This window comes from Pseudomonas sp. NFX98, assembly GCF_047784845.1.
Classification (GTDB): domain Bacteria; phylum Pseudomonadota; class Gammaproteobacteria; order Pseudomonadales; family Pseudomonadaceae; genus Aquipseudomonas.
In genome coordinates this window covers 389,501-406,668 of the sequence record NZ_JBLNNF010000002.1, presented here as the reverse complement: position 1 = coordinate 406,668, position 17,168 = coordinate 389,501, and the positions used below count along the sequence as shown (strand labels likewise).

Sequence of the window (17,168 nt, the reverse complement as noted above, 5' to 3'; positions counted from 1 at the left end):
GAGAAGGGGGGTTAAAGTTTGCGGGCGATCAGTTCGCGCTGGACTTCGTTGGTGCCACCGAAGACCCGGGATATGCGCAGGTCGACAAAGGCGCGGGCAATCGGATACTCGAGCATGTAGCCGTAACCACCGTGCAACTGGACCATGTCGTCCAGGTGCTTCCACAGGGTTTCGGTGGCGAACAGCTTGGCGATGGCAGCCTCTTCCACGGTCAACTTGCGACGCATGTGCTCGCTGATGTAGTAGTCGATCATGGTGCGTACCGCGACGGAGGCGGCCTTGGCATCGGCGAGTTTGAATTTGGTGTTCTGGAAATCCCACACCGACTGGCCGAAGGCCTTGCGGTCCTTGACGTATTCGATGGTCAGGTCAAGCAGTCGCTCCAGGTGAATGGCGGCATAGATGGCGATACCCAGCCGTTCCTGTGGCAGCTCCTGCATCATGTAGGCGAAGCCTTTGCCTTCCTCGCCCAGCAGGTTGCCGACGGGGACGCGCAAATCGTCGAAAAACATCTCCGCGGTGTCGGAAGCGCGCTGGCCGACCTTGTCGAGCTTGCGGCCACGACGGAAGCCTTCGCGACTGGTTTCTACCATGATCAGGCTGATTCCCTTGGAACCCGCCGTCAGGTCGGTCCGACAGGCCAGCAGGACCATGTCGCAATTGATGCCATTGCTGATAAAAGTCTTGCTGCCATTGATGACGTATTCGTCGCCATCGCGGATCGCGGTGGTGCGCCCGGCCTTCAGGTCACTGCCGCTGCCCGGCTCGGTCATGCCCAGGGCAAGGATGGTTTCGCCACTGCAGATGCTCGGCAGCCAGCGATGTTTTTGCTCTTCGGTGCCGAAGCGCACGATGTACATCGCAATGATGTCCGAGTGCAGGCCAAAACTGACGCCCGAGACGCCGGCGCGGTGCATTTCTTCGTTGATGACAGTCGCGTGGCCGAAGTCGCCGCCGCCACCGCCATACACCGCAGGCACCATGGAACACAACAAACCTTCGCGGCCGGCCTTGAGCCAGGTCTGGCGGTCGACCTTGCCGGCCTCATCCCATTCGGCCTGACGGGGCACGCATTCGCGCTCGAAGAAGCGGCGGGCGGTTTCGCGGAACATTTCATGGTCTTCGCGAAAGATGGATCGTTGAATGTGCATTACGGACTCCAGTGTCTGTAAAAGGATCGGCAGGCGACTCCTGGGGGGTGAGCCTTGTGTCCGAGGGACTGGAGGAATGCTGCCGGGGCGGCTGTCGCGGGATCCCTCCCCACGGTGGGGGGGGATGAAAGTTGCGGGAATTCACGGTGGAGCCTTACCGCTCAGGCCATCGGCGGTGACCTACTCATCGTGGGGGGGGGAGTGAGTGAACGGGGCTTCGTAGGCTCTGCGTCGCAGGTGTTGCTCCAGCGCGTTTAGCGCCTTGGCACCGAGTTCATTCCTTCAAGGAGTTGCACAATGAGAAGCATAACAATCACAAAGCTTCGCTTCGCACAGTTGGGCGCGGGCCTGGCGCTGGCGGGTTTGTCCGTCATGGCAATGGCCCAGACTGCGCCTCCCATGAACCCTTATCTGGCCCAGAGCTTCAGCAATCAGGCGCATTGGAACAGCGCGCAGACCGACAGCACCGAGATTGCGGTGCCGCGTGGTTCCTACGAGCTGACGCCGGAGTCGGTGACGTACCTGCCCAGCGATGCGGGCGGCATGCCGCATTTTGTCGACAAGGTCGGTGACACCATGGTCACGTGGTGGTGGTCCGGCCTCGGCTTGCGTAAATACAACAGGGTCGATGGCAAGCTGGTTGAAGTGGCACGCACCGAAATGCCGCTGAAGTTGCCTGAGTTTCAGAAGGTCAGCGACGCTCAACGCCTGAAGCAGACGCAGGATGTCCAGCGATTGCTCGACAACAAGGACGAGCAGGGGTTGCTCGACTACATGCGCGGACAGCCGAACCGAGTGATCAGCAGCATCAACGATCAGTTGCGTGGCGGCGCCCTCTATTCGATGTTGACCCGCGAAGATGCCTTCATCGGTGCGGGTGGCCGGCAGATCTTCCGCGTCGATCAACTCGATCCGAAAAAACCGGACTCGGGCATGGGAGCACCGTTGGTGCGTGTGTTGCCGGAAACTCTGTATGACAACGAAAAGGTCAAGCGTGGCACGGATTTCCCGGTCGACTTCAACTTCGGCATGGGTATGACCTTCAACGGCTATCTGGTCCTCAACACCGTCGGCGGCAAAGTCATCACCCTCGACCCGAAGACCCTGGAAATCGTCGACACCTATGCCGTCGATGGCGCGGACGAATTGTTCCTCAACGGTTTTGCCAATGGCGATGAGGCGGGTGGCGGGGCAGTCTATGTGGCCTCGAACCAGAACATGTACCGCCTGGTGGTCGATGCCAAGGGCAAGATTCACAGCGACGAGGCCAGCGGCGCCTGGAAAGCAGCCTATGACCGTGGCATCCGTATCTCCGCCTTGAAAGTCGCCGACGGTACGGGCTCGACTCCGACGTTGATGGGCTTCGGACCGGACGAAGACAAACTCGTGGTGATCACCGATGGCGCGCAGAAAATGCGTCTGGTGGCTTTCTGGCGCGACCAGTTGCCGGCCGGCTGGAAGCAGAAGCCCGGCACGCTCTCGGCACGCATTGCTGACCAACAGCAAGTGGACATGGGCGCCGACGTGGAAACCGTGCAGTCCGAGCAATCGGTGTCGACCTATGGCGACTACGCCTTCGTGGTCAACAACATCATCAGCAAGGATGCCCCGTACCTGGCGCGCGACAACTACTACGTGAGCATGCTCAATGGTGCGACGCGTCCGGGACCGAAGGGTGTCGCGATGCTGAAGTGGGATCAGGACAGCAATGGCTGGAAGCAGCTGTGGATGCGCAACGACGTGTCGTCGATCTCCACGGTGCCGATGATCAGTGGTGGCGGCCGGATGGCGATCATCGATGGTTACTTCACCCGCGACTGGAACGACCGCTATCACATTGGTATGGACCTCGACAGCGGCGACACCGTGTTGAAGATCCATACCGGCAGCGACCCGCGTTTCAATGGCATGTACTCGGCAATCAAGGTCAATGAAACCGGTGCGATTCAGTACGGCATGGCCTTCGGCCTGGTCCGTCTGGATACCACCAAAATGAAAAAACTCGATTGACCTGTAGCGGCGCGGGAGCAGTGCCCCGCGCCGACCCCCAAAGGTCGTATCAACCCACAATGAGAAGGTAAACCCTCCAATGAGCAACATCGAACACCCTGAAGTGGTGCGCATGCGTGGAATCCTCGCCATGCAGCGGACCGCTTATCTGTCGAATGACATCTGGACCGCCGAGAAACGCTGCGAATTGTTCGATCGCCTGATCGGCATGCTGGTCGAGTACAAGCAGGAAATCGTTGAGGCGACGGCGGCCGACTTCGGCCATCGCAGCCACGACCTGACGCGCATCATCGACTTGTTGGGCCCGCTCTCGTCGTTAAAGAAAACCAGGGCCAGGATTGCCGAGTGGATGCAGCCCGAGCAGCGTGCTGCCGACCGTAGCGAGGCCTGGATTCAGTATCAGCCGCTGGGCGTGGTGGGTATCGTTACGGCCTGGAACTTCCCGGTGGGCATGGTCATCCAGGGACTGGCCAGTGCGCTGTCGGCCGGGAACCGAGCGATGGTCAAAGTCTCTGAGTTGACCCCCAAATGTGCCGAACTGATGCAACGAATGTTCCGCGCCACCTTCGCCGAGGACGAGATCGCCATCGTCACCGGTGACGCGCAGGTCGGCCAGGCGTTTTGCAGTCTGCCATTCGACCATCTGCTGTTCACCGGGGCGAGCAGCGTAGGCAAACATGTGATGCGCGCCGCCGCCGAGAACCTGGTGCCGGTTACCCTGGAACTGGGTGGGAAGTCGCCAGCCATTGTGTCGCGCTCTGCCGATCTAAAATCCGCTACGAGCAAAATCCTGGCGGGCAAGCTATTGAATGCCGGCCAGGTCTGTCTTGCGCCGGATCATGTGTTTGTTCCCGAAGAGTCGCTGGAGGAATTCATCGAGCATGCCAAAGCGGCGGTCGGCAAATTCTATCCGAGCCTCAAGGACAATTCGGATTACACCTCGGTGATCAACACCCGCCACTACGAACGCCTGCTGGGCTACCTTGAAGAGGCCCGCGCGGCTGGCGTCGAGTTGGTCGAGCTGAACCCTGCGCAGGAAGATTTCGCCGACCAGCCTCATCACAAGATGATCCCGACGTTGCTGTGCGATCCGGGGGACGAGCTGAAAATCATGCAGGACGAGATCTTCGGGCCACTGTTGCCGATCAAGCCTTACAAGGACATGCGCGAGGTGGTTGCCTACATCAACGCTCATCCGCGTCCGCTGGGGCTGTACTACTTCGGTAACGATGCGGCCGAGGAGAAGTTTGTCCTCGAACGCACCGTTTCCGGCGGGGTGACGATCAATAACGTCGCGCTCCACGCCAGTGTCGACAGCCTGCCGTTTGGCGGGGTTGGCAACAGCGGCATGGGCAGCTATCTGGGTCATCAGGGCTTTGTTACCTTCAGCCATCCGAAACCGGTACTGCGCGCCGCAGACGGTCCGGATATCACCCGACCTCCGTTCACCGATCAGGTGCGGCAGATGGTGGACGCGATGATCAAGCGATAAGCCTTGAGGGTATGGCGCCCACCGGTGAGAACCGGTGGGCGTTTTTTATTGACGCGGGTTAATCGCAGGGCGAGGTCAGCAGGGTCTTGATGAGTCGAAGCAGTTGTTTATGCAACAGCGCCGGTTCAGACGTCGATGGATCGAGCAGCAACTGAAGAATCATGCCGCGCATCGTGCCAATCAGCACAGTGGCGGTTGTCAGCGGATCGTTGTCGGAATGGATTTCGCCGTTAGCGATGCCGATTTCGATTTGTTTGGCGAGGGTCATTCGCACTGAGTTGTTGTACTCGGCCAGTATCGCTGCGGATTCCGACTCCACTGTCACGCCCTCTGCCATCAAGGCGAGCAAAGCGCGGGCGTTGGTCCATTCGGCATCGTCACGCAGGAAGTACGCATCGATGTAGCCGAGCAAGGTATCCAGCCCTGGCTGGCGCTGGGGTGCCTTGTCGTCGACCACACCCATGAACCTGGTGTTCACGAACCCGGCCAAGGCACGCAGCAATCCGGCTTTGGTGCCGAAGTGATGCGCTGCCAGGCCGCGACTGTAACCGGCCTGCAGACCCACTTCAGCCAGGGTGATGCCAATCCAGCCCTTGCGCGCGACGATCTGCCGTGCGGCCTCCAGCATGCATTGTTCAGCTTCGGTGCGTCGTTCCACCTGGGTTCGACGGGTGCTGCTGGGGGTGTTCTGGTTGGGAGTGTCCATAGACGATTTATCAGTTACCGGTGAATTCAGGATCGCGACGTTCGCGCATCGCCTTGTTGCCCTCGGCAAAGTCGTTGGTGAGGACCTGCCACTCTTGTTCGGAGGCCTCGCGGTCGATGATCGCATCCACTGCATCGGCGAGACCGGCGCGTAGCGTCTGGCGGCTCGACATGACGGCAAGGGGTGCGCTCTTGGCGATTTCTTCAGCCAGGGCGCGGGCAGCCTGACGCTCTTCGCCAGGTTCGGCCAGCACATCTGCCAAACCGATGCGGACGGCTTGCGCGCCATCGATACGACGGCCGGTGGCGATCAACAGAGAGGCCATCTGGATGCCGACGACGCGCGGCAGCGTAACAGAAATGCCGAAACCCTGGTGCATGCCCAGGCGATTGAAATTGGCGGAGAAACGAGCCTTTTCGCTGGTGACGCGGTAGTCGCCCACCAGCGCCAGGCCCAGGCCTCCACCGATGGCTGCACCCTCTACCACGACGATCAGTGGCTTGGCCGTGCGGAACAGGCGCACGGCGTGTTTGTACAACTCGCGCGGCAGAATTTTTTCACCGTTCTGCCCCAATCCACTGAAGTCGGCGCCGGCACAGAAGGTCTTGCCTTCGGCCTGCAGGATAACGACGCGGCACGCCGATGATTGGTCCAGATAGTCCAGCGCGGCCACCAGATCAATGATCAATTCCTGATCGAAGAAGTTCAGTGGCGGACGGCTGAACTCGAGGATAGCCACGTGACCTTGCAGATCAAGCGTCAAGCCACGGCCGGGAGTGAAGGGTTCGAAAGTAGTCATCGGATGCTCCGTAAGGCTTAAGAAATCGACGGGATCGATGGTGCTTGATCCCATTGCGAGAATGCTGATAGCTTAGTTGCTTGCTGGTCGACCAACAAGTGATTTGATCGGCTACTTCTAAAAATCCAATGAGCAGAAACCATGCAGGCACTCGATATCAGGCCTTGTAGGCTGGACGCCAAGACGCAGGCGCTGCGTGCAGAAGTGCGTACATTTCTCGCCGAAGAGCTCAAGCATTATTCACCGTCCGATCGCGCCAAAGGGCTCGTCGGTCTCGTCCCGGAATTCACCCGCAAGCTGGGCGAACGTGGTTGGCTGGGCATGACCTGGCCTAAACGCTACGGCGGTCACGAACGTAGTGCGCTGGAGCGCTACGTGGTGTTGGAGGAACTACTCGCGGCAGGTGCCCCGGTGGGCGCACACTGGGTCGCGGAACGCCAGAGCGGCCCGTTGCTGATCAAGTTTTCTCCGGAAGTCCTGGCCCCGCAGATCGTCCCGGGCATCACCCGCGGCGAAACGCTTCTGGCGATCGGCATGAGCGAACCCGACGTCGGTTCCGACCTGGCGGCCGTGCGTACCCGCGCGGAAAAAACTGACGGCGGCTGGATCGTCAACGGCAGCAAGGTCTGGACCTCGGGCGCGCATTTGGCCCACTACATGATCACGTTGCTGCGCACCGGACCGAAGGAGGAGGGCAATCGTCGTGCGGGCCTGTCGCAACTGCTGATTGACCTAAAGGCCCCCGGCGTGACCGTGCGTCCGATCTACAACATGCTCGGCGAGCATGATTTCAATGAAGTGTTCCTGGAAAACGTCTTCGTTCCCGATGATTTTGTCATTGGCGAGTTGGGCAATGGCTGGCTGCAGGTCACTGCAGAGCTGGCGTTGGAGCGCAGCGGTCCGGAACGCTATTTGAGCAGTACCCAGCTGTATCTGGCGATGCTCGACGAGGCCGACCCGCAAGACACCCGGCATGCGGTGAGTCTCGGCCGTCTGGCGGCACGCTATGCGGCGCTGCGGCAGATGTCGCTGGGCGTCGCCGGCATGCTCGCCCGTGGGGAAAATCCGGCGATCCCGGCGACGGTGGTCAAGGACCAGGGCGCCTTGCTCGAACAGGCCATTCCGGAAGTCGCTCACGATCTGTTCGGTGATCAGCGTGAACGCGGCTCCGACCTCGATCAGGTGATGCGCTTTCTGACTCAGAGCGCGCCGTCCTTCTCGTTGCGAGGCGGCACTCGTGAAATTCTGCGCGGCATTATTGCCGGAGGCCTTGGTCTGCGATGAATACAACAATGAATCAAGAGGGTGCGGACGACGGCATCCCATCCGAAATGCAAAGCATGATCGCCGACAGCGTCGAACGTCTGTTCGCCAAACAAGTCACCCGTGAACTGCTCGAACGCTTCGATGACGGCCACCGTGCCGATTCGCTATGGCAGATGGTTGTCGACAATGGTTTGCCCGGCGCGCTGGTAGCAGAAGCCGCGGGTGGCAGCGGTGCCAGTTGGCTCGACGCCAGCCCGGTGCTGCACGCCATCGGCTATTGGCAGGCGCCTTTGCCGTTGGCGGAAACCATGCTCGGTGCTGCACTGCTGTCTTACGCCGGGATGGAAGTACCGGAAGGGCCGATCACGCTGATTCAGACCGGCCGCCTGGGCGATCTGCAACTGGATAAAGAGGGGACGCATCTGCAGGGCCGAGCCGTCAACGTGCCGTGGGCGCGCAGTTGTCGGTGGGCCGTCGTTGCCGATGGTCAGCGTCTGGCACTAGTCGACTTGCGTCAGGCGACCATTACTTTGACCGCTGGTAGCAATTTTGCCGATGAAGAGCGCGATACGCTGGTTTTCGCCAACGCCAGCTGTCAGGCCACGGGTCGACTGCAACTGGCCGATCTGCAAGATCCGGTCTGGCATCTCGGTGCATTGGTGCGCGCTTGCACGCTGGTAGGCACGCTTGAAGCCGTGGTCGACAAGGCGGTGCTGTACGCCAATGAGCGTGTGCAGTTCGGCAAGCCAATCGGCAAGCAACAGGTATTGCAGCAATACCTGGCACAGATGGCCGGTGCCACCGGCGCAGCGCGAATGGCTGTGCAAGTCGCCTTGCGCAGCGCGAGCGACCTGTTCCTCGGGACGGCAGGCAATCACAGCACCCTGGCGTTCGACATCGCAGTGGCCAAGGTGTGTACCGGCGAGGCCGCGACGCTGGCCGCGTCGGTGGTGCATCAGGTGCACGGCGCTATCGGTTTTACCCATGAACACACTCTGCATTTCGCCACGCGTCGCCTTTGGTCCTGGCGTGAGGAGTTCGGCAGTGATGCGCATTGGGCCAAGGTGCTGGGGCAGGCGGCAATTGCCGCAGGCTCCGAGGGTTTCTGGGCCGGGTTGACCGATCGAAGTTTGTGACGATTTTTCCCGTTCCGTCGTAACGCGAGCGGTCTGTGCGCTTGCGTAACCAAAACAAGAACAACAATTTTTTCATCGAGGTAAATCATGAAAGCAGCCGTATTCCACACGCCGGGTTCTCCTTTGACCATCGAGAACGTCGGGATCAGCAAACCAGGCCCACGTGAAGTCCTTGTGCGCACTGTCGCCGTAGGCGTTTGCCATTCGGACCTGCATGTCGTCGACGGGATGTACCCGCATCCGGCCCCCGTGGTGCTCGGTCACGAGGCCGCCGGCATTGTCGAACAAGTGGGTTCGGACGTACGCACCGTCAAGCCGGGTGATCATGTGGTCACGTGCCTGTCGGTCTACTGCGGCCATTGCGCTCATTGCGTCACTGGCCGCTTGTCGCTATGCGTATCGCCGGAAACGCGCCGCAGCAAGGGCGATGAGCCACGCCTGACCTACGTGCAAAAACCCATGCCGCAATTTGCCAATCTGTCCGCCTATGCCGAACAGATGCTGGTCCATGAACATGCGCTGGTCGCCATTCGCCGCGACATGCCGCTCGACCGCGCCGCGCTGCTTGGTTGCGCTGTTACCACAGGCACCGGCGCGGTATTCAACACCGCCAAAGTGCGCCCGGGCGAGACCGTGGCGGTACTGGGTTGCGGCGGTATTGGTCTGGCTGCAATCAATGGTGCGGTACTGGCCGGTGCCGGTCGCATCATTGCCATCGACATGCTCGATTCGAAGCTGGAACTGGCCCGGCAGTTTGGCGCCACCGATGTCATCAATGCGAAGAATGGTGATACGGCCCAACAGGTGATTGAACTGACCAGAGGCGGCGTCGATCACTCGTTCGAATGCATTGGCCTCAAGCAGACGGCCGAGCAGGCATTCGGCATGCTCAAACGCGGCGGCTGCGCGACGATCATCGGCATGATGAAACCGGGCACCAAGCTTGAAATCGATCCTTTCCAGCTACTGCAAGCCCGTCGCATTCAAGGGTCAATCATGGGGTCGAACCGTTTTCCGGTCGATCTGCCGAGCCTGACCGACTTCTACATGCAGGGGCGGCTCAAGCTCGACGAGATGATCTCGCAACGCATCAAACTGGAAGACATCAATATTGCCTTTGACGAGATGCGTCGTGGCGAGTTGGCGCGGTCGGTGATCGTCTTCGATCAGTGAGTTTCAGGTGAAAGGGCGGGCGGGGCCAGCTAATCCTGGTCCCGCCCGGCGTCGTGTGAGTGAGTGAAACCATAATAGCCACAATAATAAAAACGCTATCGAGGAATTTGCATGACTGTATTGACCGCTACTGCACCTGTTGAATGGGTGAATGCCGATTGCCTGTACCGCAAAGTCACCATTCGGCTTCTGCCGTTCCTTTTTATTTGTTATGTCGTCAACTATATCGATCGCGCGAACATCGGCTATGCCAAGTTGCAGTTTACCCAGGACTTGGGTTTCTCTGACGCGGTGTATGGCTTGGGGGCCGGTCTCTTTTACATCAGCTATTTATTGTTCGAAGTGCCAAGCAATCTGTATCTGCAAAAGATCGGCGCACGTGCAACGCTTACCCGCATCATGGTCATCTGGGGCATCGCCTCAGGAATGACGTGTCTGGTCACTACGCCAATGCAATTGTATGTAGCACGCTTTGTGCTCGGTGCTGCCGAAGCAGGTTTTTTTCCCGGCGTTGTTTTATATCTCAGCTATTGGTTCCCGGCCGCGCGGCGTGGGCGCATCAGCTCGATCCTGTTAATGGCGGTAGCCACCGCTGGTTTGCTGGGGGGGCTGGTCTCCGGGTGGATCATGCACGAGGCCGATGGACTGCTCGGTCTGCGTGGCTGGCAGGCGTTATTTATCATCGAAGCAATCCCGGCGGTGTTGCTCGGGCTGGCAGTGTATTGGGTACTCGACGATTCGCCGCAAAAAGCCAAATGGTTATCGCCGGCCGAAAAGGAAATGATACGTCAGGATCTGGAAAACGATCAGGCGGCCAAGGCTGAAACCGGGCATTCCGGTGTGTTCAGCGCCTTGCGCGATATGCGAGTTTATCTTTTGGCCCTGGTTTATTGTGGGGTTTGCGCAGGTTCTGGAGTGATCAGCATCTGGGGACCGTCGATAATTAAAAACGCCGGGGTTACTGATCTTAAACACGTCGGCTTTTTGATGATGCTCCCGTTCGCAACGGCAACTATCGTAATGTATTTGGTTGCCCTCAACTCCGATCGCATGCTGGAGCGTCGCTGGCATGTAACAGTGCCGTCCCTGGCGGCAGCGGTTGCCTTTTTCGTGCTCAGTCTGCCTGATCTCGGCGCACCGGTAACCGTTGTGATGTTGTGTCTGGCGACGGCGGGCGTGTACTCGGCCTCGTCAATTTTCTGGGCTATCCCGCCCACCTATCTTGGCAAGAATACCGCAGCAACCGGAATCGCCTTTATCAGCAGTGTCGGCGCAGGCGTCGCGGGGTTCGGTGCTGCTGCTTTGCTGGGTTGGATCAAAACAGAAACGGGCAGCTTGAGTGTTGGCTTGTCTTCAGTCGGCGTCCTCATCGTCCTGGGATGCTGGCTTTTAATGGTTGGCATGCCCGTTCATTTACTTGGGCTCAAGCGTGCATAACCTCTCCGGTGCTTCTCTATAGATGCCTCTGGCAGAACATCGGAAGTTGAGGTTTGGCGAGTCGCACCGAGGGCCCCAGTCGACGAAATCAAAGTAGCAGGCAAAAAAAAGCCCGCGATGGGGAGTGCGGGCCGGGAATCACAAAAGGAGTGGGATCTACCGTACGCCGACGGTTGTGAAAATATTGTGAGAGGAGTTGAGCAAGGCGAGGCACAGAGCCTGGCCACCTCTATCGCACGGCGATCAACCTGTTGCTGGACAAGCAGCGACAGGATACGACCCATGGCCGTTACCTTGGCGAAATCGAGTTGGCCGAAGAAGTGGAGTGCCCGTTGTCACCACCGGACACGGCTGCCGGGATTCGTCAGGAACTGGAAAGACTGTCCGACGCGCTGGACGATCTGCCGGAAAAATACCGCGCAGTTTTTCTGCTCTCCCGTTGCGAAGGATTCATCCTGCGTGAGATCGCTATGCAGTTGGATATCAAGGAGCGCACCATCGAAAAGCAGATCGCCAAAGGGATGCAGCACTGTCGTGCCCGCCTGATCGGGGCATAACGGTACCTGGCTCGGTGAAAGCCGCCGGTCACCAGTGCCGACGGTTTCCATCAATCGGCCCATTCATCCTGTGGCTTACTTCAGCAGCGAGAGGGACTTGAGCAGGTCGAGCAGGCCTTCAGGCACCAAAGGGGAGGCGGGGCTGAAGTTCGTGCTGTCGCACCATTTGGCATGGAAAACCGCCCCGTTGCTTTCCTGACCTTCTATCTCGTTTTTTTCGTAGACAAGCATGTCGTCGAATGTTGCGTCGCATCAGCACCTCTCTCGCCAAATTCGATGCCGCCGCCGATGGGGCGATAGAGGGTTCGTTGTTCCTCGGTATCGTGGAACTGATTGACCAGGATCTTGCCACGATGATGAAAGATGCAGAGGGCGAGGGGGCGAATGCGATGTTCAGACACCGGGAAAATTCCTTTTTATAAAGAGGTTTGTGAAAGTCCAGGTAAGCAACCCATCTGGGGTTGTAATCATTAATTCTGGAATCTAGCGTTCCAGATTGAGAGTCGCCTGAACATGAGCGGGCAGGGCGGCCAGAAACGCGGAGTAGTTGATTCAATGAGCCCGGTGCGCCAGATTGCCTCAATCTTTTAGCGGGTTTTTATCGTTTGGTGTTTTCCGAGTACGGCGATTTATGCCACGGATAGCCCTTTACGCTGAGTTGAAAGGCGTAATCGAATAGACGCTTCATGTACTCGCCATCGAATTTCCGCAGGTGCGGAAAGTTAAAGTCGGAGTCAATGTACGCAAGATTGAAATCCGCTCCATCCTGCTGCGCCATACGGTAAATTCGCTCCAGGTCACTGATCCCCTGAGTTTGAATCAACGCACTGATGGCGCGACCGCCGATGCTCAATGTACGGCGTTTGGTCCCGGACCACTGTGGCTCCAGTGTCCCGTTGCGAATGACATAGAAATGGCGGTCGAGTCGCAAAGGGGCTCCGACGGCTTTGCTCAGCGCCATCACCGTGTTAGGTGGGTATAGAAACACTTGCGTGATGACCCCGCCGTCCACGTGCATTTCCTGAAACTGTTTGCCGTCAACCTCCACATCGATCATGACGGGTGAGACTGCACCGGGAATACTCATGGAAGCGAGCATGATGCTGCGAAAGAGTTCGAGCGCTCCCGGTGCTTTGCTTGCGGCAATAGCGCCCATGTTCCAGGTGACTGGCCGCCCTGAATCAAGGTCAGTGGTGCCGATCAGCAGAATTCGACCTTTGGAATACTCCAGCGCAATCGCCGCAAGAATCTCTGCCGTGACGTATTTTGCGATGAGCCGCGACAGTGGCTTGCTGTCCGCGATACCGTCGCTGGCAAAACGCGTTAACACGTTTCGCGAATGAAAAATGTCTTTTGGACCGATAGCGTTGGAGACGTAACGAATCACGCCGTCGTATTCAGACCCCAGGTAGGCAAACGGGGCGACGAGGGCGCCCGCGCTAATGCCTGTGACGACCTTGAAAATGGGGCGGGTCCCGTGCGTGGTCCATCCAGCAATCAGTCCCGCTGCGAATGCGCCTGCATCTCCACCGCCGGAAACTGCCAGCATGTGTGCCAGCGGCAGGACATCGTTCGGTTTCCCGGCCTCGGCGAGCAACAGGCTCTCACGTTTGTTGGACTGAACCGCATCCTCAATGAAAGGCGTCTGGTCATGGTCCAGCCTGTAGCGAGCATCAGGGATGCCCGTGATGATGGCTTTTTCCGTCAAGGTGGGCGGCACCGCGTCTCGGCGAGGCAGACACGCTTGAAGAAACATGTCCAAAGAGGCACCAGGTCTGAGCGGAAATGGTTTCAAATTGCCTCCTCCGGCCCTGCCGGTCGACAGCCAATGCGCTCATCGTGAAGCCCGCAGCTATCCTACGTTAGTTGAAGTCTCTCTAATGCGTAATCCTTACCTGTCAAGGTAAGTTCAAAAGTGGTGGCGCCGAACGTGCCTCTTGTCACTTGTTGCTTCACAAGACGTTTAGCCTGGAGTTGCTTCAGACCGGCTTCAACGTCCAATGTGCTGAGCGAGACAAGTTTGCAAATCGAGTCCAGGTTTGCAACTTTTCTGAAGTTCGCATGATAGGCCAAAGCTTCCATCAGCAGCGTTTGGTTATCTGTCAACTTTGGAAATTGAGGGTTGTTCTTTTTGTAAATTTTTCGCTCTATCTCGTGCAGCTCGCCGTAAGTTCCATCAGTGATGCGGGCGTAATAAATCGCTGCAGACAAAGTGCCGATTAAAATCGCGATAATCATCAGCGACCAATTCGGTATTGGCGTTTCCAGCAAAAGCCAATCCCAAAAACGCAGCAGCCAGCCTGTGGCATCTGCCAACAACGTCAGGTCGAAGTGAGTGTCGAGCAGCTTTATGACAGCCCAAGCGACAAGGAAAATTCCAGCCGGGTAGGCCATTACCTTGAACCTGAACGGGGAATGCCTGCCTTGTGCTGCCATGGTGATCGTCTCTAGTGCAGAAACAGATGCAATCAGCATAGCAGTGGAAAAATGGCCCTATGGCAGACGACCTGCAAGGTGCCAAATGCGGTCAGTCAGCGCAGTGGATGCGACCTGTTTGTACTGTAAGCGACACGCCATCGAACTCTGCCTGGGGTTTCCTGTCGACCCATCACCCGTTTCTCAACACGCTCGGCGGTGACTTCAAACACGATCACGATTAGCTCGCGACCGTCTGACACACACTCCCGGCTATGGTGATCGCGATGAATTGTCTTATATGTGTCGGTACTGCGCAGCGCATTCAATGTCACGGCCCCTGGGAAGAGCGGGATTGTCCGGAGTGTGGTCGCTATCGCGTGTCGGATGAGCTCCTCATGATGCTGATGGAGCAAGGTCAAATATTCGATGTGATCAAAACCAGGCGTTGGCTCGATAGTCAACGAGGGGAGGGGACTGTTCCTTCAATCGAAATCCATGAAGCGCTTCTACGGCCCTGAAGTCAGGGGTATCAGTCGACCTTCGCTGGTGAGGCCATGGCATCGCTTGATCCGACACTCATTTTATTTGCGTCCCGGGCACGAAAAGTTTACCGGGGTCATCGAACTCCTTCAGGTCAATCAACGCTCGGCAAACGCAATGCGAGAACTGTTTCTGCAGCGTATCGGGGTCTTTCCAGGCTATTTGCGATGCTTGCAAATGCTTATTCTCGGGCGATTTATAGCAGACACAATTGTCGAGTCGAGTGATGCCGTCATTTGTGCTCTGACAAGCTGTGGTCAGCAAAGAGATCGCGATGAGCATTGCATAGCGTTTCATTGGCTCCCCTCCGAGACGATTGCGAAGGACTTACCAAGCAAAACGCAATCTGCTCGATAAGCCCGAAATTAGAAAGAAGCTTAGCTGTCATTTTCCAACGCTGGCAGAATCCCCTTAACTTGATCGTTTTGGAGAACAACATGCTTCGTGCGTTTGAACGAAGACTCGACCCTTTCCCGCCCGACGAGGTGCCACCGCCACCCAACGGCCTGGCTCGATTCCTGTGGGCCTGTACGCGGGGCGCCCGCGGTTACATCCTTGCGCTTACGTTGCTCAGTGCCGCTGTGTCGATCTACGAAGCCTGGCTGTTTTCTTTCCTCGGGCAGGTCGTGGACCTGCTTTCGACCTGGCAGGCAGGTGGCGAGGCGGCTGCGCAGGAAACCCGCGTGTTGTGGGGCATGGGCATCGTCATGGTGACCAGTGTCGGGCTGGTGGCGTTGCGCACCATGGTGCAGCACCAGATATTGGCGATTAACTTGCCGTTGCGACTGCGCTGGGATTTCCATCGCCTGATGCTGAGGCAGAGCCTTTCGTTTTTTTCCGATGAGTTTTCCGGCCGGGTCACCACCAAGGTGATGCAGACTGCGCTAGCGGTGCGCGATGTGCTATTCACCCTGATCGAGATCGCCCCCGGGATCGGGGTGTATTTCATCGCGATCATCGCATTGGCCGGCGGCTTCGCACTGAAGCTGATGCTGCCTTTCGTTGCCTGGGTCGTGTTGTTCGGGCTGGCCATGCTGTACTTCGTGCCGCGCTTGGGGAAAGTCGGCCAGGAACAAGCCAATGCGCGGTCGCTGATGACCGGGCGTATCTCGGACGCCTACACCAACATCACGACGGTGAAACTGTTCTCCCACTCCAATCGCGAAGCGCACTTCGCGCGAGCAGCGATGGAGGATTTCAAGCAAACCGGCTTTCGCCAGATGCGTCTGGTCAGCCAGTTCGAGATCGTCAACCAGGCATTGGTGGTGGCGTTGATCATGGCCGCCGGCGGTTATGCGTTGTGGTTATGGCATCAGGGCGAGGTCGGCGCAGGTGCCGTGGCGGCAATCACCGCCATGGCGTTGCGCATCAATGGCATGTCGCACTGGATCATGTGGCAAATGACCTCCCTGTTCGAGAGCATCGGCACCGTGCAGGATGGCATGGCGACGTTTACCCGCGGCCCCAAGGTGCAAGATGCGCCGGACGCGGGCGTGCTGGTGACCTCCGGCGGTGCGGTCACTTTCGATAAGGTGAGCTTCAACTACAGTGGCGAACGCCAGGTGCTCGATGGCCTGAGCCTGAACATTCGTGCGGGCGAAAAAATCGGCCTGGTTGGCCGCTCAGGCGCGGGCAAATCCACGCTGATCAACCTGCTGCTGCGCTTCTATGATGTCGACAGCGGGCAGATTCGTATCGACGGACAAGACATCGCAAAAGTGACACAAGACAGCCTGCGCGGTGCCATCGGCATGGTCACCCAGGACACTTCCCTGCTGCACCGTTCAATTCGCGACAACATCGCCTACGGCCGTCCAGATGCGACCGACGCACAGATCCGCAGCGCCGCGGCCAGCGCCCAGGCCCATGAATTCATCAGCCAACTGAGCGACCGGCAAGGCCACACTGGCTACGACACCCTGGTGGGGGAGCGCGGCATCAAGTTGTCGGGCGGCCAGCGCCAGCGCGTCGCGATTGCCCGAGTGATGCTCAAAAACGCCCCGATCCTGCTGCTTGACGAGGCCACCAGCGCGCTGGATTCGGAAGTCGAAGTGGCTATTCAGGAAAGCCTTGATGAAATGATGGAGGGTAAAACCGTGATCGCCATCGCCCATCGGCTGTCCACGATTGCGGCGATGGATCGACTGGTTGTCATGGATGACGGACGCATCATCGAACAGGGCACCCACAGCGAATTGCTCGCGAAGAACGGCATCTATGCGCGGCTTTGGCAGCATCAGAGTGGCGGATTTCTGGGTGAGGATCAGGGCGTGGTCGAGGCGATGGATCAGGTGTGAGGGTGAAGGGTGCGCGGGGTTCGATCGTTGTCAGTCGGGGAGCTAACGATCCGAAGCGGACATTCACGAAGGTCTGCTTTCGGCTATCAATGACATTACCGTGTTTGCCCTGCGCTCGCTGCACGCTGCCAACCTCGTCGGCATTGGTTCGCTTTTTTAGCTTGCTGAAACGTTTCATCAAGTTTA

At 58.3% G+C, this 17,168-nt stretch carries 13 protein-coding genes and 2 pseudogenes; 8 read left to right on the top strand and 7 right to left on the bottom strand.

Translation table 11 applies throughout. From position 1 onward, the window contains the following. Positions 1–11 precede the first annotated feature (11 nt). Entirely contained in the window at positions 12–1,151 is a 1,140-nt protein-coding gene (locus tag ACM110_RS04260) for an acyl-CoA dehydrogenase family protein (RefSeq protein ID WP_416126710.1), read from the bottom strand. Positions 1,152–1,448: 297 nt separating this feature from the next. Between ACM110_RS04260 and ACM110_RS04255 the strand changes: the two genes are divergently transcribed. Together ACM110_RS04255 and ACM110_RS04250 are read left to right on the top strand one after the other, a co-directional pair. Continuing rightward, complete coding sequence (locus ACM110_RS04255) at positions 1,449–3,161, top strand: hypothetical protein (RefSeq protein ID WP_416126709.1); 1,713 nt, start codon at positions 1,449–1,451, stop codon at positions 3,159–3,161. Between the two features lie 79 nt (positions 3,162–3,240). Beyond that, complete coding sequence (locus tag ACM110_RS04250) at positions 3,241–4,653, top strand: coniferyl aldehyde dehydrogenase (protein WP_416126708.1); 1,413 nt, start codon at positions 3,241–3,243, stop codon at positions 4,651–4,653. 58 nt (positions 4,654–4,711) lie between these two features. Here the strand turns inward: ACM110_RS04250 and ACM110_RS04245 are convergent, their stop codons facing one another. After that, the gene (locus ACM110_RS04245; protein ID WP_416126707.1) at positions 4,712–5,359 is read right to left on the bottom strand and encodes a TetR/AcrR family transcriptional regulator; all 648 of its coding nucleotides are present in this window, start codon (positions 5,357–5,359) and stop codon (positions 4,712–4,714) included. 10 nt (positions 5,360–5,369) lie between these two features. Then, positions 5,370–6,158, bottom strand: a complete 789-nt coding sequence (locus tag ACM110_RS04240; RefSeq protein ID WP_416126706.1) for an enoyl-CoA hydratase/isomerase family protein — start codon at positions 6,156–6,158, stop codon at positions 5,370–5,372. Between the two features lie 141 nt (positions 6,159–6,299). On the opposite strand from ACM110_RS04240, the gene ACM110_RS04235 reads away from it, so the two are divergent. The 5 genes and pseudogenes from ACM110_RS04235 to ACM110_RS04215 form a co-directional block, all read left to right on the top strand. Continuing rightward, positions 6,300–7,442 carry an acyl-CoA dehydrogenase family protein gene (locus ACM110_RS04235; RefSeq protein ID WP_416126705.1) on the top strand — a complete coding sequence of 381 codons (1,143 nt, stop codon included), beginning with the start codon at positions 6,300–6,302 and terminating at the stop codon, positions 7,440–7,442. An 8-nt stretch (positions 7,443–7,450) separates the two neighbouring features. After that, complete coding sequence (locus ACM110_RS04230; RefSeq protein ID WP_416126704.1) at positions 7,451–8,560, top strand: acyl-CoA dehydrogenase family protein; 1,110 nt, start codon at positions 7,451–7,453, stop codon at positions 8,558–8,560. Positions 8,561–8,647: 87 nt separating this feature from the next. After that, on the top strand, positions 8,648–9,733 hold the full coding sequence (locus tag ACM110_RS04225; protein WP_416126703.1) for a Zn-dependent alcohol dehydrogenase: 1,086 nt from the start codon (positions 8,648–8,650) through the stop codon (positions 9,731–9,733). A 111-nt stretch (positions 9,734–9,844) separates the two neighbouring features. After that, positions 9,845–11,170: an MFS transporter gene (locus ACM110_RS04220; RefSeq protein WP_416126702.1), complete on the top strand. Its 1,326-nt coding sequence runs from the start codon at positions 9,845–9,847 to the stop codon at positions 11,168–11,170. Positions 11,171–11,403: 233 nt separating this feature from the next. Next, positions 11,404–11,727 (top strand): annotated as a pseudogene (locus ACM110_RS04215) (RNA polymerase sigma factor); the annotation flags it as partial. Between the two features lie 75 nt (positions 11,728–11,802). On the opposite strand, the pseudogene ACM110_RS04210 reads toward ACM110_RS04215, so the two are convergent. From ACM110_RS04210 to ACM110_RS04195, 4 genes and pseudogenes are all read right to left on the bottom strand, one after another. Next, positions 11,803–12,128 (bottom strand): annotated as a pseudogene (locus tag ACM110_RS04210) (NUDIX hydrolase). 197 nt (positions 12,129–12,325) lie between these two features. Then, entirely contained in the window at positions 12,326–13,522 is a 1,197-nt protein-coding gene (locus tag ACM110_RS04205) for a patatin-like phospholipase family protein (protein ID WP_416126701.1), read from the bottom strand. Positions 13,523–13,584: 62 nt separating this feature from the next. After that, positions 13,585–14,163, bottom strand: coding sequence for a hypothetical protein (locus ACM110_RS04200; RefSeq protein ID WP_416126700.1), 579 nt, complete (start codon positions 14,161–14,163; stop codon positions 13,585–13,587). A gap of 558 nt (positions 14,164–14,721) precedes the next feature. Further along, positions 14,722–14,982, bottom strand: coding sequence for a hypothetical protein (locus ACM110_RS04195; RefSeq protein ID WP_338581525.1), 261 nt, complete (start codon positions 14,980–14,982; stop codon positions 14,722–14,724). Between the two features lie 140 nt (positions 14,983–15,122). Here ACM110_RS04195 and ACM110_RS04190 point away from each other — a divergent pair, with 140 nt between their 5' ends. Continuing rightward, entirely contained in the window at positions 15,123–16,982 is a 1,860-nt protein-coding gene (locus tag ACM110_RS04190; protein WP_416126699.1) for an ABC transporter ATP-binding protein, read from the top strand. Positions 16,983–17,168 lie beyond the last annotated feature (186 nt).

Excerpts from the sequence above, each read along its gene's own strand:
- ACM110_RS04255 (WP_416126709.1), top strand. The coding sequence starts at position 1,449 with ATGAGAAGCATAACAATCACAAAGCTTCGCTTCGCACAGTTGGGCGCG.
- ACM110_RS04225 (WP_416126703.1), top strand. The coding sequence starts at position 8,648 with ATGAAAGCAGCCGTATTCCACACGCCGGGTTCTCCTTTGACCATCGAG.
- ACM110_RS04250 (WP_416126708.1), top strand. The coding sequence starts at position 3,241 with ATGAGCAACATCGAACACCCTGAAGTGGTGCGCATGCGTGGAATCCTC.
- ACM110_RS04190 (WP_416126699.1), top strand. The coding sequence starts at position 15,123 with ATGCTTCGTGCGTTTGAACGAAGACTCGACCCTTTCCCGCCCGACGAG.
- ACM110_RS04230 (WP_416126704.1), top strand. The coding sequence starts at position 7,451 with ATGAATCAAGAGGGTGCGGACGACGGCATCCCATCCGAAATGCAAAGC.
- ACM110_RS04260 (WP_416126710.1), bottom strand. The coding sequence starts at position 1,151 with ATGCACATTCAACGATCCATCTTTCGCGAAGACCATGAAATGTTCCGC.
- ACM110_RS04235 (WP_416126705.1), top strand. The coding sequence starts at position 6,300 with ATGCAGGCACTCGATATCAGGCCTTGTAGGCTGGACGCCAAGACGCAG.
- ACM110_RS04245 (WP_416126707.1), bottom strand. The coding sequence starts at position 5,359 with ATGGACACTCCCAACCAGAACACCCCCAGCAGCACCCGTCGAACCCAG.
- ACM110_RS04220 (WP_416126702.1), top strand. The coding sequence starts at position 9,845 with ATGACTGTATTGACCGCTACTGCACCTGTTGAATGGGTGAATGCCGAT.
- ACM110_RS04200 (WP_416126700.1), bottom strand. The coding sequence starts at position 14,163 with ATGGCAGCACAAGGCAGGCATTCCCCGTTCAGGTTCAAGGTAATGGCC.
- ACM110_RS04240 (WP_416126706.1), bottom strand. The coding sequence starts at position 6,158 with ATGACTACTTTCGAACCCTTCACTCCCGGCCGTGGCTTGACGCTTGAT.
- ACM110_RS04195 (WP_338581525.1), bottom strand. The coding sequence starts at position 14,982 with ATGAAACGCTATGCAATGCTCATCGCGATCTCTTTGCTGACCACAGCT.